The organism is Rhizobacter sp. OV335 (assembly GCF_900142965.1).
Classification (GTDB): Bacteria; Pseudomonadota; Gammaproteobacteria; order Burkholderiales; family Burkholderiaceae_C; genus Rhizobacter.
Map to the genome: position 1 here is coordinate 174,680 of NZ_FRCQ01000003.1, position 13,937 is coordinate 188,616.

A 13,937-nucleotide genomic window follows, 5' to 3' on the forward strand; every position below is an offset into this window, starting at 1 on the left:
GTCTCCGTGTCAGCGCACGCGCAGCTTGGTGAGATCCTCGCCGGCCGGCGGGTAGCGCAGCTTCAGCCCGACCAGCGCGCGCTTCACCAGCGTCGCGATCATCAGGTTGCGGTGCGTCTTCGAATCGGCCGGCACCACGGTCCACGGCGCCCAGCGCGTGCCGGTGGCCGCGATCGCGTCGGCGTACGCCTGCTGGTAGGCCTTCCACTGCTTGCGCACGGTGAGGTCGTCGGCCGCGAACTTCCAGTTCTTGGTCGGGTCGTCCAGCCGCTCCTGCAACCGGATGCGCTGCTCGTCCTTCGAGATGTGCAGCATGAACTTCAGCACCACGGTGCCGGTCTCGGTCAGCATGCGCTCGAAGTCGTTGATCTGGGCGTAGCGCTGGCGCGTCTGCTGGGGCGTGATCCAGCCGTTGACCACCGGCACCAGCACGTCTTCATAGTGGCTGCGGTTGAACACCATCACCTCGCCGGCGCCCGGCACCTTCTGGTGGATGCGCCACAGGTAATCGTGGTCGCGCTCCGGGGCGGTCGGGGCCTTCCAGCCGACCGTCTGTACGCCGAGCGCGCTCATCTGGCCGAACACGCCGCGCAGCGTGCCGTCCTTGCCGCTGGTGTCGGTGCCCTGCAGCACCACCAGCAGCTTGAAGCGCCGGTCGGCGTAGAACAGGTTCTGCAACTCGTCGAGCTCCAGCGCCAGCGCATCGACCGCGGCCTTGTCGGCCACCTTGTCGCCGGTCGAAAATGGCTTCGCGCCGGGATCGATCGCCGAGAGGTCGAAGGCGCGCTTCTTGCTCCCCGCGTCCGCATACTGGAAATACGCCCCATCCGGTGCCTTGGTCGCCACGTGGACTCCGATCGTTGCAATTGACGTATACGTCAATCGCGAGTGTATCGCCGATACTTCGCGGCGGGCGGCCGCACTCCGTTGCGGGGAATCATGGTCTACCCGACCCGATTCCGGCGGCACAATCGCGCCGTTCAGAAGTACGGCGCCGGAGGGGGCGCCAGGGCAGAACATCAGGAGTGGTTCCGTGCCGAGCATCAATATCCCCGTGAAGACGCCGGAAGGCGTCGACGAGTTGGGCAGTCGACAACGAAAACTGGGACAGCGGCATCGCACGGTCTTGCTGCTGGTCGATGGGCGCAGGCGCGAGAGCCAGGTGCGGCAGCTCGCCGTGCAGGCCGGGGTGCCCGACCAGATCTTCGACGAGCTGGTGGCCATGGGCCTGATCATGTTCACGCACGGCACCGGCTCGATGCAGGGCAACTCGGGCCTCGCACCGCTCGATGTCGACCTGCCGCTGGACACCGTCTCCGGCCCGTTGCCGCCGTCGCTGAGCCTGCAGCCGGAGTCGGTGCTCACCGATTCGATGCTCGGCGACCTGCCGATCTCCGACCTGGCCCCGCTGGACGAAGCCGATGCCGCGCTCGACGAAGCGCGCGCGATCCTGATGCGGGCCGTGAAGGCCGAGGCGCCGGTGGCCGGCTCGCTGACGCTGATGCGCCTGAAACGTGCGCGCTCGCGCAACGACATCGAGGCGCTGCTCGACGAGGTGGAGCAACGCATCACGAAGCCGTTCAAGGGCATCTGGGCGGCGCAGACGATTGCCCGCGTGCGCGAGCTGCTGCGCACCGTCAATTCACCGTCGGCGGCCTGACGCCGCCGCGCTCGACGCCCGGGACTTACCCGGGTTTGCCGGCTGCCGGGCTGTCGATCGGGCGGCAGCGGTTACCCTTCGGCCCATGACGTTCCTGGCCATCGACATCGGCAACACCCGGCTCAAGTGGGCGCACTACGCGAGCCCGCAACCGGGCGCGCGCCTGCTGGCGCATGGCGCCGTCTTCCTCGAAACCATCGACCGGCTGGCCGACACCGAATGGAAGAGCCTGCCGCCGCCGAGCAGCATGCTGGGGTGCGTGGTGGCCGGCGAGGGCATCCGGCGCGAGGTCGAGGAGCAGCTGGAGCAGCTCGCGCACTGGCAGGTCGAGCCGCGCTGGGTGGTCTCGACCGCGCAAGCCGCCGGCGTCACCAACGGCTACGACCACCCGAACCGCCTCGGCACCGACCGCTGGGTCGCGCTGATCGGCGCCTGGCAGCGCGTGCGGGCCGCCGGCGCGCCGCGGCCGGCGCTGGTGGTGATGGTGGGCACGGCCGTCACCGTCGATGCGCTGGACGAAACCGGCCGTTTCATCGGCGGCATGATCCTGCCGGGTTTCGGGCTGATGCTGCGCGCGCTGGAAATGGGCACCGCCGGCCTGAAGGCACCGACCGGCGAGGTGGTCGATTTCCCGACCAACACCAGCGATGCGCTGATGAGCGGCGGCGCGCATGCGATGGCCGGTGCGATCGAGCGCATGGCGCACAAGCTGCGCGAACGCACCGGGCGGGAGCCGGTGTTCGTGATGACCGGCGGCGCGGCGGTGAAGCTCGCGCCGATCGTCAGGCTGCCGTTCGAGACGGTCGACACGCTGATCTTCGACGGCTTGCTGGAGCTGCAGTCGCACCGGCTGGCGCTGTGATCAGCCGGCGACGCGGATGACGACCTTGCCGAGGTGCGCGCTGTCGGCCAGGTGCCGGTAGGCGGCTTCGGCTTCCTCGACAGGGAACACGCGGTCGATCACCGGCCGCAGCCGGTGGGCGGCGATCAGCCGGTTCATCGCCTCGAAGTCGCTGCGGCTGCCGACGGCGATGCGGCGCAGCGTCAACACCCGGCCGCTGAAGGCGCGCGGATCGAAGCGGCTGTCGTCGCCGCCGAACACGCCCATCAGGCCGATGTCGGCGTCCCATGCGGCGCAGCGCAGCGAGCGCTCCAGCGTCGCCGGCCCGATTGCCTCGATCACGTGGTCGGCGCCGCGCCCGCCGGTCAGGCGCAGCACCTCACGGTCCCAGTCGACTGACTGCCGATAGTTCAGCACCTCGTCCGCGCCGAGCGAGGCCAGCCGCGCGGCCTTGTCGTCGCTGGAGGTCGTCGCGATCACGCGGGCGCCGAGCGCCTTCGCGAACTGGATCGCGAACACCGCGATGCTGCCGGCGCCCAGCGTCAGCACCGTGCTGCCGGCGCGCACCGGCCGCCCGCCGGTCAGGCCGTTCCAGGCGGTCAGCCCAGCGCAGGGCAGCGTGGCCGCCTCGTCGAAGCCGAGGTGATCGGGCATCGCGAGCACCGCCTGCTCCTCTGCGACGACCTCGTCGGCCAGCCACCCAGGCAGGCTGCAGCCGGCCTGTTGCATCGCCTGCGCCAGGCTCAGCCGACCGTCGATCCATTGCGGGAAATAGCAGCTGGTCACGCGGTCGCCGATGGCGAAGCGCGTCACCGCACGGCCCACCTCGACCACCTCGCCGGCACCGTCGCTGAGCGGCACGACGCCCGGCGTCGGCGGCACCGGGTAGGTGCCGGCGCGGATCATCAGGTCGCGCCGGTTCAGCGACACCGCGTGCACCCGCACCCGCAGCGCGGTCGGCCCGAGCGGGGCGCGCGGCAGGTCTCGCGTCACCAGCGGGGCGGCCGGGTTGTCGGCATCGAGATGAAGGCTTCGCATCGAGGGCTCCTGCAGGTGGATGTGTCCATTCTCGAAGCGAGGCTGCGGACGATGCATGCCTGCTACGCTCGATCTCTTGTCTGCTCGTCCAGGCCGCGATGGATCCTCTCGATGACATCTTTGCCGCGATGCGAGTGCGCAGCGCGCTCTACGCACGGCTCGAGCTGAGCGCGCCCTGGGGCCTGGATTTCGCGGCCGGCCGCATGGCGCGCTTCGGGCTCGTCGTGCGCGGCAGCGTCTTGCTGCGGCTGGACGGCACCGGAACGCCGGTCGCGCTGGCCGCGGGCGATTGCTTCGTGATGCTGCGCGGCTCGCGCTACGTGCTGAGCGACGCGCCGGGTTCCGCGACGCGGTCGTGCAGCGAGACGGTGCGCGACCATGTCGGCGGCGTCGTGGCGCTCGGCGGCGGTGGCGCGCCGGCCACCGTGATCACCGGGTGGTTCGACTTCGATGCGCTGGCAGCGACGCCGCTGGTCGAACTGATCCCGACGTTGTTGCTCGCACGGCTCGACGACGACCGCAGCCAGCTGCTGCAGGCGACGCTGCAGATGCTCGCCGTCGAAACCGGCACGCCGGCGCTCGGCTCGGGCACCGTGATCAGCCGGCTCGCCGACATCCTGTTCGTGCATGCGGTGAGGTCGCATGCGCAGGCGCTCGCGGCGGACGACGCGGCCGGTGCGAACTGGCTGAGCGCGTTGGCCGATCGGCGCATTGGCACCGCCTTGCGCCGCATGCACCACGAGCTCGCGCGCGCCTGGACCGTGGACGAGCTGGCGGCGGCCGCGGGGCTGTCGCGCTCGGCCTTCGCGCTGCGCTTCAAGCAGAAGGTGGGCGAGCCGCCGCTCGAGTACCTGACGCGCTGGCGGATGTTTCGCGCCGGCTGCCTGATGCGCGCCGGCGATGCGCCGCTCGCGGGCATCGCGGCCCAGGTGGGCTACGACTCCGAGCCGGCCTTCAACAAGGCCTTCAAGCGCGTCACCGGTCGGCCGCCCGGCGCTTGGCGGCGCGAGGCGGCCGCGCAGGCTCAGAGAATGTAGCGCGACAGGTCTTCGTTCTTCGCCAGCTCGCCGAGCTTCGCGTCGACCTCGGCGGCGCCGATCGACACCGTCTGGCCCGACAGCTTCGGGGCGTCGAAACTCACCTCGTCGAGCAGGCGCTCCATCACCGTGGACAGGCGGCGCGCGCCGATGTTCTCGGTGCGCTCGTTGACGTCGAACGCGATCTGCGCCAGGCGGCGGATGGCGTCGGGCCGCAGTTCGAGCGTGACGCCTTCGGTCGCGAGCAGCGCCTGGTATTGCTTGACCAGGCTCGCATGCGTCTGCGTCAGGATGGCCTCGAAATCGTCGACGCTCAGCGAGCCGAGCTCGACGCGGATCGGGAACCGCCCCTGCAGCTCCGGGATCAGGTCGCTCGGCTTGCTCAGGTGGAACGCACCCGACGCGATGAACAGGATGTGGTCGGTCTTCACCATGCCGTACTTGGTGTTCACCGTGGTGCCCTCGACCAGCGGCAGCAGGTCGCGTTGCACGCCTTGGCGCGACACGTCGGCACCGCTCGATTCGTTGCGTGACGCAACCTTGTCGATCTCGTCGAGGAACACGATGCCGTTCTGCTCGGTGTTGTGCAGCGCCGCGGTCTTGATCTCGTCCTCGTTGACGAGCTTGGCTGCTTCGTCGTCGACCAGCAGCTTCAGCGCCTCGCCGATCTTCAGCTTGCGCAGCTTGCGCTTTCCTTGGCCGAGGTTCGCGAACATGCCCTTCAGCTGCTCAGCCATCTCGTCCATGCCGGGCGGGCCGATGATGTCCAGCGTCGGCTTGGTGTCGGCGACTTCGATCTCGATCTCCTTGTCGTCGAGCACGCCCTCGCGCAGCCGCTTGCGCATCACCTGGCGGGCGGTGTTGTCGGCCGCCGGTGCGGCGGGCGTCGGCGGCGCGAGGCCGAAATCGCTGCTCGCCGCGCGCGGCGGCGGCACCAGGATGTCGAGCACGCGGTCTTCGGCGGCGTCTTCGGCGCGCACGCGCTGGCGCTTGATCTGCGTCTCGCGCTCCTGCTTGACGGCCATGTCGACCAGGTCGCGGATGATGGTATCGACGTCCTTGCCGACGTAGCCGACCTCGGTGAACTTGGTGGCTTCGACCTTGATGAACGGCGCATCGGCCAGCTTGGCCAGCCGGCGCGCGATCTCGGTCTTGCCGACGCCGGTCGGGCCGATCATCAGGATGTTCTTCGGCGTGATCTCGCCGCGCAGCGCGCCGTCGACCTGCTGGCGACGCCAGCGGTTGCGCAGCGCGATCGCGACCGCGCGCTTGGCGCCGGCCTGGCCGACGATGTGGCGGTCGAGTTCAGAAACGATCTCTTGCGGCGTCATGGAACTCATCGCGTGCTTTCGCCCAGGATTTCGATCGTGTGGTTCTGGTTGGTGTAGATGCACAGGTCGCCGGCGATCTCGAGCGAGCGCTTGACGATGTCTTGCGGCGCCAACTCGGTGTGTTCGAGCAGCGCGATGGCGGCGGCCTGCGCGTACGCGCCGCCGGAGCCGATCGCGACGATGCCTTTCTCGGGCTCCAGCACGTCGCCATTGCCGGTGATGATCAGCGAGGCCTCCTTGTCGGCCACCGCCAGCATCGCCTCGAGGCGGCGCAGCACGCGGTCGGTGCGCCAATCTTTGGTCAGCTCGATCGCGGCGCGCACCAGGTGGCCCTGGTGTTTCTCGAGCTTGGCCTCGAAGCGTTCGAACAGGGTGAAGGCGTCGGCGGTGGCCCCGGCGAAGCCGGCGAGCACCTGGTCGCGGTAGAGCTTGCGCACCTTGCGGGCCGTCGACTTCACGACGACGTTGCCGAGGGTGACCTGGCCGTCGCCGCCGAGCGCGACGAGGTTGCCGCGCCGCACGCTCAGGATGGTGGTGCCGTGGTATTGATCCATGGGGTCTCAGATTCGGGCGAAGCCGCAGGCTTCAAGCCGAAGATTGTGACCCGGGATTCAGACCACCCGAACCTTGACCTTCGCGTGCTCGTTGATGCCCATCGCGCCGAAGAACAGCGCGACCAGCCGGTGCGCTTCGGAGAAGGTCACCGAGCGGTTCTCGCCGCGGCGTGCCAGCACCCAGTTCAGCAGGTCGCCGGCCGCGATGAAGTCGACGCGGATCAGGCGCGCGCAAGACACGTTGACGACCTCGGCATGGCCCAGTTCGTCGTTCATCTTGGTCAGCGTGGCACCGATGTCACCGACCAGCTGGCCGGACAGCTCGACCCCCGCGACCTGCACGCCCGGTTCGTCGGGCATCTGCGATTCGAGGAAGCTGGTGGACACGTCGCTCACCACCGACATCGGCGGCGATTGCGTGCTCATGTTGGAGCCGCTGATGCGCACCTGGCACTTCGCGCTTTCCCACGACGGCGGGGACACCTCGTAGGTGACGCAGTAGTCGATGGCCGCTTCGTCGAATTGATCGGCGCGGTTGGCCATGCGCAGCGCGTCGAGGCGCAGCTGCCAGAACACCGGGTCGGCATCGCGCACGCCGGTCGGCGCGGCATCCTGGATCACCTGCATCAGGCGGTCGCCGCCGAGCCAGCGCATGTCGAGCGGCTCGTTGATCCAGCCGCGGAACAGCTCGCTCATGCGCGCGCAGGCCTCGGCATCGATGCTTTGCAGCGCGCTCCAGTCGAACACCCACGGCAGCGGCATCTGCAGCGACTGCGAACGCAGCCGCGCGACCGCGTCGGCATCGACGATGCTCGGGCACACCCAGCCGACCTGGCCGTCGATGCGCGAGCTGGGGCGGCGTTCTTCGCCGGCGGCCTCGGCCACCAGCTTGGGCATCGAGAACCACTGCGGCGCCGACCAGCCGAACTGCTGGGCGTAGTCGATCGCGAGGCTCTCGAACTTGTGGTGCTGGCCGATCGCGCGGTACAGGTCAAACAGCGCGAGCCAGGTTTCGGCGTGCTGGGCGCGCGGGCCGCCCTGGCCGGTGAGCGCCGCCAGCGACGATTCGCAGCTTTCGAAGTCGGCATTCGCGAACGCGATCACCGCTTCGTCGAGTTCGGGGTCGTGGGCGACTTCGCTCACTTCCACTGCATACGGGCTGCCCAGGTCGCCGCCGGCGATGTCCAGATGAAGTGGCGACAACGGCGACAGCCCTGCGCCCATCACGACAGTGGCGGGGGCACCGGCCGGCGGGCGGGCCGGCTTGACCGCCGCCGGGGCGCCGTTCGCGCGGACCGGTTCGGGGCGGATGCGGCTCTGGTCGGGCTCGGTGGCCGCATAGCCGATCGCGGCCGGCTGGGTCGGCGCGTCATAGAAAGAGGGCGGGCGGCGCGACGGCGAGGCGAGGCCGTCGCCGACCATCTGCTGCTCGATCTCGTCGATCTTGGCCTTGACGCCGACATCCGGCTTCGCGCCGCTGTCCTGCATGCGGGCTTCGGAGTCGTCGAGGCGGGAGGATCCGCCCAGCGCCGCCAGCTGTTCGCTGGTCAGGCCTTCGCGGCGCACCTTGCGCAGCATGTCGAATTCGCGCTTGCGGACGAAGTCGTTGCGCCGCTTGCGCTCGATCATCGCCTTCAGTTCGGACTTCGCGTACTCGCTCTCGCGAGCTTCTTCCGTGGGCGTGCCGAGTTGCGCCCAGTCCGTGGCCGGGTTGGCGACGAACTTGACAACCTTACGGAAGAAGCTGGTGTTGTCTTTCTGGTCCGACATGTCGGGTGACGGGATGCGCGAAGGGGGATGTCAGTCGCCGAACATCTTCTGCTTCAGCTCGCGCCGTTGCTGGGCTTCGAGGGACAGTGTAGCGGTCGGCCGTGCGATCAGGCGGCCCAATCCGATCGGTTCGCCAGTTTCGTCGCAGAAACCGTAGTCACCGGCCTCGATGCGGCCCAGCGACTGTGAGATTTTCTTCAGAAGCTTGCGCTCACGGTCACGCGTGCGCAGCTCGAGCGCGTGCTCTTCCTCGATGGTGGCGCGATCGGCAGGATCGGGGACGATCGAGGTGTCTTCGCGCAAATGCTCGGTGGTTTCGCCGGCGTTGCTGAGCAGATCGTCTTTCAGCTGCTGCAGGCGCGCCTTGAAGAACGCCAGCTGCTTCTCGTTCATGTACTCGCTGTCGGGCATGGCCTGCAGCTCGTCGTCGGTCAGGGCTTCGCCCGGCTTGCTCTTCCAGGCGTTGGCCAGCTTGGGGTCGGCTTTGTGTTCGTGCTTGGAAATGTCGGTCACAAGAGAATTCATCTGTCGGGTGGGCGGCCTCGGAGGCGCGAAGCGGTCTGCAAAACGGGACGTGGCCGGTGGAATGGGGGCCGGGGACGATGCCGCAGCCGATGCCCGGGCCGCGGCGGAAAGCTTGGGAGCGGGCGGCGGCTTCACGACCACCGGCTTCGGCGCGGGGGCCTGGGGTGCCGCAGCCGCCTTGGCGACCGGCTTGGCCGCCGCGGCGGCCGGCGCATGCGCCGTCTTCGCCGCCGGCTTGGCCGCAGGTGCGGCCTTGCTGGCCGGCGCCTTCGGCGCAGGGGCCGCCTTGGCCGGCGCCTTGGCGGCCGGCTTCACGGTGGTCTTGGCGGCCGGTGTCGTCGGCTTCTTGGCCGCTGGCTTGGATGGTGTTGCTGGCTGGGCCGGGGTCTTTGTCACTGAGATCTCCTCGCAACGGCGGTTATACCCGCTCTGTGGGGTGGGCATTCACCCCGCAGCCAAACTTGGGCGCCGCGGATTGTAGCCACGTTGTTTTCCAGCTCAACGGGTTTTTCGACAGAATCAGACGAGGCACTGCTCCAGCCCCTGCAGAAAGATTTCCCGCGGCAGGTCCAGGCCGATGAACACCATCTTGCTGGTCTTCTTCTCGCCCTTCGCCCAGGCCGGGCCCAGGTCGCTGCCCATCAGCTGGTGCACGCCCTGGAAGATCACCTTCTTGTCGCTGCCCTTCATGTTCAGCACGCCCTTGTAGCGCAGCATCTTCGGGCCGTAGACCTGCACGATCGCGCCCAGGAAATCCTCCAGCTTGGCCGGGTTGAACGCCCGGTCGGAGCGGAACACGAACGACTTCACGTCGTCGTCATGGGCATGGTGGTGCGGGTGGTCGCAGTGCTCGCCGTGCTCGTGGTCATGATCATGGTCGTGGCCATGGTGATCGTGGTCGTGATGGGCGTGGTCATCGGCCTTCAGGAAATCGGGGTCGATGTCGAGCTTGGCGTTCAGGTTGAAGCCGCGCAGGTCGAACACCTCCGCCAGCGGCACCTCGCCGAAGTGAACCTTGCGTTGCGGGGCGCGCGGGTTCATGTGCTTGATGCGGTGGATCAGCGCGTCGACCGTCGGGGCGTCGACCAGGTCGGTCTTGCTGATGAAGATCTGGTCGGCGAAGCCGATCTGGCGGCGCGCCTCCTGGCGGGTGTCGAGCTGCGATTCGGCGTGCTTGGCGTCGACCAGGGTCAGGATCGAGTCCAGCAGGTAGCTCTCGGCGATCTCGTCGTCCATGAAGAAGGTCTGGGCGACCGGGCCGGGGTCGGCCAGGCCGGTGGTCTCGATCACGACGCGGTCGAAGCTCAGTTCGCCCTTGCGGCGCTTTTCGGCCAGGTCGTTCAGCGTGGTGCGCAGGTCTTCGCGGATCGTGCAGCACACGCAGCCGTTGTTCAGCTGGATGATCTGCTCCTGGGTGTCCTGCACCAGGATCTCGTTGTCGATGTTCTCGTCGCCGAACTCGTTCTCGATCACGGCGATCTTCTGGCCGTGCGCTTCGGTGAGCACGCGCTTCAGCAGCGTGGTCTTGCCCGAGCCGAGGAAGCCGGTCAGGATGGTGGCGGGGATGAGGCTCATGGGATGTCGGTCCTTGACGAGGAAGCGGGCCAGATGCGGCCGAAAAACTTTTGTTCAAGGTATCAGATGTGTCAACCCCGTGTGACTCCCTGCTTCGAGTAAGCTTTTGCCCCTACGAACTCTTCGCCCCCGGCGCGATGTCAGACCCCCACCCGAGTCGATCTTCCAGAGGCGCTGACAAGCACCCCGCCCCCACGGACAAGCGCGGCCTGTTCGAGCGGCTGATGGAATTCATGTCCCCCGGCCCCGACTCCAAGGACGAGCTGATCTCGACGCTGGCCGACGCGGAGAACCGCGAGGTGATCGCGCCCGAGTCGCGCATGATGCTCGAGGGTGTCATCCGCATGGCCGACCTGACCGCCGGCGACGCGATGGTGGCCGCCCCGCGCATGGACCTGCTCGACATCGAGGCCCCCTACGACGAGTTGCTGGCGCTGGTGATCGACACCGGCCACTCCCGCTTCCCGGTCTTCGAGGGCCAGCGCGACAACATCGTCGGCACGCTGATGGCGAAAGACCTGCTGAAGCTGCAGCGCGCGCCCGAGCTGAACCTGCGCACGCTGCTGCGCCCGGCGGTGTTCGTGCCCGAATCGAAGGGCCTGAACGAGCTGCTGCGCGATTTCCGCTCCAACCGCAACCACCTGGCGATCGTGATCGACGAGTTCGGCAACACCGCCGGGCTGATCACGATCGAGGACGTGCTGGAAGAGATCGTCGGCGAGATCGAGGACGAATTCGACGAGAAAGACGGCGAATCCGGCATCTACACGCTGGCCGACGGCAGCCACCGGGTGGCCGGCGACACGACGATCGAGGCCGTCAACGACTCGTTCGGCGAGGTGCTGCCGCTCGACGATTTCGACACCATCGGCGGCCTGGTGGCCCAGGAACTCGGCCGGGTGCCGCGCCGCGGCGAGGCGGTGACCGTCGGCAGCCTGGTCTTCACGGTGATGCTGACGCGCGGTGGCGCGGTGCGCTGGTTCAAGGTGACGCGCGCGCCCGAGGCCGCCGTGGGTGAAGACGGTGCCTAGGTCGGTGCCGCAGGCGCCGGCCCCACGCCCCGGACTCGGTCGCCGTGACGCCCGCCACGTGGCCGGGGCGTCCGACAACATGTTCCTCGGCCTGGACCTGCTGCTGGTGCTGGTGCTCGGCGGGGTGCACAGCCTGGCCGCCACTTACACGCACGCCTGGGTGCTGCAGCTGCTGGCGGTCGCCGGGCTCGCGTTCCGCGTCAGCCGGGCCTCGCCGCGCCGGGCGGCGCTGCTCGGCTGGGCCTTCGCCACCGCCTGGTTCGTGGCCGGCACCTTCTGGCTCTACATCAGCATGCACCGCTACGGCGGCTTGCCGGCCTGGATGGCGGTGGCCGCGGTGCTGGCGCTGTCGGCCGTGCTGGCGCTGTATTTCGCGCTGGCGATGGGGGTGTTCGGCCTGTTGCGGCGCAACCACCTGGTCGTCGATGCGCTGGTGTTCGCCGCCTGCTGGCTGCTGGCCGAGCTGGCGCGCGGGCTGCTGTTCACCGGCTTCCCGTGGGCGGCGTCGGGCTATTCGCATGTCGACAGCCCGCTCGCGCACCTGGCGCCCTGGGTCGGCGTGTACGGCATCGGCTGGGTGTCGGCGCTGGTGGGCGCGCTGGCGGTGATCGGATTCCGCAGCGGCATCGGCCCGGGCGGGCTGGGCGCGATCACCGCGGTGGCGGTGGTGGGTGGCCTGGCCGTCATGCAGCCGGTCGGTTTCACCCGCGGCAACGGCATCCTGCAGCTGTCGCTGCTGCAGTCGAACGTCGCGCAGGACGAGAAGTTCGCCGAAGAGAAGCTGCCGCTGGCGCTGGCCTGGGCCACGGCGACGCTGCAGTCGGCGCGCGGCGACCTGGTGCTCGCGCCCGAGACCATCGTGCCGCTGTTGCCCGACCAGCTGCCCGAAGGCTACTGGGCGGCGCTGGCCGCCGGTTTCCAGCGCGGCGACCGGGCGGCGCTGATCGGCGTGCCGCTGGGCAGCTTCGAGGCCGGCTACACCAACTCGGCGGTCGGGCTGTCGCGCGAGACCGCGAAGTGGCCGGGCGGCTTCTACCGCTACGACAAGCACCACCTGGTGCCGTTCGGCGAGTTCATCCCGACCGGCTTCCGCTGGTTCACCGAGTTGATGAACATCCCGCTCGGCGACTTCAACCGCGGGCCGGTGGGTGCGCCGTCGTTCGAGGTCAAGGGCCAGCGCGTCGCGCCGAACATCTGCTACGAGGACTTGTTCGGCGAGGAGCTGGCGGCGCATTTCCGCGAGCCCGAGCGGGCGCCGACGATCTTCGCGAACATCAGCAACATCGGCTGGTTCGGCGACACCATCGCGCTGGCGCAGCACCTGAACATCTCGCGCATGCGGGCGCTCGAGTTCCAGCGGCCGATGCTGCGCGCGACCAACACCGGCGTGACGGCGGTGATCGACCACACCGGGCGTGTCACGCACCAGCTGCCGCCGCTGACGATGGGCGTGCTGCAGGCGCCGGTCGAGGGCCGCCAGGGCATGACGCCGTACGCGAGCTGGGCGGCGAAGTGGTGGCTGTGGCCCTTGCTGGCCGGCGCGATCCTGTCGTTGCTGATCGTCGTGCCCCTGCGCCGTTCGTAGCACCACCCTCTAAAATCGCCCCTTCCGCGTTCACCGGGCGCGATGTCTCTCTCCACTTTCGAGTCCATATGCTGACCTTCCAGCAAATCATCCTGCGCCTGCAAGACTACTGGGACCGCCAGGGCTGCGCGCTGCTGCAGCCGTACGACATGGAGGTCGGCGCCGGCACCAGCCACACCGCCACCTTCCTGCGCGCGCTGGGCCCGGAGCCGTGGAAGGCCGCCTACGTGCAGCCCAGCCGCCGCCCGAAGGACGGCCGCTACGGCCAGAACCCGAACCGCCTGCAGCACTACTACCAATACCAGGTCGTGCTGAAGCCCGCGCCGGCCAACATCCTCGAGCTGTACCTCGGCTCGCTCGAAGCACTCGGCTTCGACCTGAAGGCCAACGACGTGCGCTTCGTCGAGGACGACTGGGAGAACCCGACGCTCGGCTGCTGGGGCCTCGGCTGGGAGGTCTGGCTGAACGGCATGGAGGTCACGCAGTTCACCTACTTCCAGCAGGTCGGCGGCATCGACTGCAAGCCGATCACCGGCGAGATCACCTACGGGCTGGAGCGCCTGGCGATGTACCTGCAGGGCGTCGACAACGTCTACAACCTGCAATGGACCGACACGCTGAGCTACGGCGACGTCTACCTGCAGAACGAGATCGAGCAGAGCACCTACAACTTCGAGCACAGCGACGTCGACTTCCTGCTGCAGGCCTTCGCTGCGCACGAGAAGCAGGCCACCTACCTGATGGCGCAGCAGCTCGCGCTGCCCGCCTATGAACAGGTGCTGAAGGCCGGCCACACCTTCAACCTGCTGGACGCGCGCGGCGCGATCAGCGTGACCGAGCGCGCCGCCTACATCGGCCGCATCCGCACGCTGGCGCGCGCCGTCGCGAAGAGCTACCTCGACAGCCGCGCCCGCCTCGGGTTCCCGATGGCGCCCAAAGGCTGGGCCGACGAAGTGATCGAGCAACTGAACAAGAAGAAGGCGGCCTGAG

The 13,937-nt window shown here is 68.6% G+C and carries 13 protein-coding genes; 6 read left to right on the plus strand and 7 right to left on the minus strand.

What is annotated here, in order from left to right:
- Positions 1-9: 9 nt before the first annotated feature.
- Positions 10-846, minus strand: coding sequence for a PPK2 family polyphosphate kinase (locus BUE42_RS04420; protein ID WP_235002085.1), 837 nt, complete (start codon positions 844-846; stop codon positions 10-12).
- A 187-nt stretch (positions 847-1,033) separates the two neighbouring features.
- On the opposite strand from BUE42_RS04420, the gene BUE42_RS04425 reads away from it, so the two are divergent.
- Together BUE42_RS04425 and BUE42_RS04430 are read left to right on the plus strand one after the other, a co-directional pair.
- A complete protein-coding gene (locus BUE42_RS04425; protein ID WP_143171291.1) occupies positions 1,034-1,660 on the plus strand; it encodes a hypothetical protein in 627 nt (208 codons plus the stop codon).
- A gap of 85 nt (positions 1,661-1,745) precedes the next feature.
- Complete coding sequence (locus BUE42_RS04430; RefSeq protein WP_073463089.1) at positions 1,746-2,522, plus strand: type III pantothenate kinase; 777 nt, start codon at positions 1,746-1,748, stop codon at positions 2,520-2,522.
- Here BUE42_RS04430 and BUE42_RS04435 read toward each other — a convergent pair whose 3' ends face one another.
- Positions 2,523-3,539 (minus strand): zinc-dependent alcohol dehydrogenase family protein, encoded by a 1,017-nt coding sequence (locus BUE42_RS04435; RefSeq protein WP_073463091.1) that lies wholly within the window; start codon positions 3,537-3,539, stop codon positions 2,523-2,525.
- Positions 3,540-3,637: 98 nt separating this feature from the next.
- Here BUE42_RS04435 and BUE42_RS04440 point away from each other — a divergent pair, with 98 nt between their 5' ends.
- The gene (locus BUE42_RS04440; protein ID WP_073463093.1) at positions 3,638-4,576 is read left to right on the plus strand and encodes an AraC family transcriptional regulator; all 939 of its coding nucleotides are present in this window, start codon (positions 3,638-3,640) and stop codon (positions 4,574-4,576) included.
- Here the strand turns inward: BUE42_RS04440 and hslU are convergent.
- From hslU to BUE42_RS04465, 5 genes are all read right to left on the minus strand, one after another.
- A complete protein-coding gene (gene hslU / locus BUE42_RS04445) occupies positions 4,564-5,916 on the minus strand; it encodes an ATP-dependent protease ATPase subunit HslU (RefSeq protein WP_073463095.1) in 1,353 nt (450 codons plus the stop codon). The genes BUE42_RS04440 and hslU overlap by 13 nt on opposite strands.
- Positions 5,913-6,461: an ATP-dependent protease subunit HslV gene (hslV, locus tag BUE42_RS04450; RefSeq protein WP_073463097.1), complete on the minus strand. Its 549-nt coding sequence runs from the start codon at positions 6,459-6,461 to the stop codon at positions 5,913-5,915. Before hslV ends, hslU begins: the two co-directional genes overlap by 4 nt.
- Before the next feature lie 57 nt (positions 6,462-6,518).
- The gene (locus BUE42_RS04455; protein ID WP_073463098.1) at positions 6,519-8,231 is read right to left on the minus strand and encodes an STAS domain-containing protein; all 1,713 of its coding nucleotides are present in this window, start codon (positions 8,229-8,231) and stop codon (positions 6,519-6,521) included.
- Between the two features lie 30 nt (positions 8,232-8,261).
- Positions 8,262-9,071 (minus strand): RNA polymerase-binding protein DksA, encoded by an 810-nt coding sequence (dksA, locus tag BUE42_RS04460; protein WP_235002087.1) that lies wholly within the window; start codon positions 9,069-9,071, stop codon positions 8,262-8,264.
- Positions 9,072-9,275: 204 nt separating this feature from the next.
- Positions 9,276-10,331 carry a CobW family GTP-binding protein gene (locus BUE42_RS04465; RefSeq protein ID WP_073463103.1) on the minus strand — a complete coding sequence of 352 codons (1,056 nt, stop codon included), beginning with the start codon at positions 10,329-10,331 and terminating at the stop codon, positions 9,276-9,278.
- 137 nt (positions 10,332-10,468) lie between these two features.
- On the opposite strand from BUE42_RS04465, the gene BUE42_RS04470 reads away from it, so the two are divergent.
- The 3 genes from BUE42_RS04470 (at position 10,469) to glyQ (ending at position 13,936) form a co-directional block, all read left to right on the plus strand.
- A complete protein-coding gene (locus BUE42_RS04470) occupies positions 10,469-11,362 on the plus strand; it encodes an HlyC/CorC family transporter (protein ID WP_073463104.1) in 894 nt (297 codons plus the stop codon).
- 79 nt (positions 11,363-11,441) lie between these two features.
- On the plus strand, positions 11,442-12,947 hold the full coding sequence (lnt, locus tag BUE42_RS04475; protein WP_073463404.1) for an apolipoprotein N-acyltransferase: 1,506 nt from the start codon (positions 11,442-11,444) through the stop codon (positions 12,945-12,947).
- Between the two features lie 68 nt (positions 12,948-13,015).
- On the plus strand, positions 13,016-13,936 hold the full coding sequence (gene glyQ, locus BUE42_RS04480) for a glycine--tRNA ligase subunit alpha (protein WP_073463106.1): 921 nt from the start codon (positions 13,016-13,018) through the stop codon (positions 13,934-13,936).
- The last annotated feature ends 1 nt before the right edge of the window (position 13,937 follow it).

Excerpts from the sequence above, each read along its gene's own strand:
- BUE42_RS04440 (WP_073463093.1), top strand. The coding sequence starts at position 3,638 with ATGGATCCTCTCGATGACATCTTTGCCGCGATGCGAGTGCGCAGCGCG.
- hslV (WP_073463097.1), bottom strand. The coding sequence starts at position 6,461 with ATGGATCAATACCACGGCACCACCATCCTGAGCGTGCGGCGCGGCAAC.
- glyQ (WP_073463106.1), top strand. The coding sequence starts at position 13,016 with ATGCTGACCTTCCAGCAAATCATCCTGCGCCTGCAAGACTACTGGGAC.
- BUE42_RS04470 (WP_073463104.1), top strand. The coding sequence starts at position 10,469 with ATGTCAGACCCCCACCCGAGTCGATCTTCCAGAGGCGCTGACAAGCAC.
- BUE42_RS04465 (WP_073463103.1), bottom strand. The coding sequence starts at position 10,331 with ATGAGCCTCATCCCCGCCACCATCCTGACCGGCTTCCTCGGCTCGGGC.
- BUE42_RS04455 (WP_073463098.1), bottom strand. The coding sequence starts at position 8,231 with ATGTCGGACCAGAAAGACAACACCAGCTTCTTCCGTAAGGTTGTCAAG.
- lnt (WP_073463404.1), top strand. The coding sequence starts at position 11,442 with ATGTTCCTCGGCCTGGACCTGCTGCTGGTGCTGGTGCTCGGCGGGGTG.
- BUE42_RS04435 (WP_073463091.1), bottom strand. The coding sequence starts at position 3,539 with ATGCGAAGCCTTCATCTCGATGCCGACAACCCGGCCGCCCCGCTGGTG.
- hslU (WP_073463095.1), bottom strand. The coding sequence starts at position 5,916 with ATGAGTTCCATGACGCCGCAAGAGATCGTTTCTGAACTCGACCGCCAC.
- BUE42_RS04430 (WP_073463089.1), top strand. The coding sequence starts at position 1,746 with ATGACGTTCCTGGCCATCGACATCGGCAACACCCGGCTCAAGTGGGCG.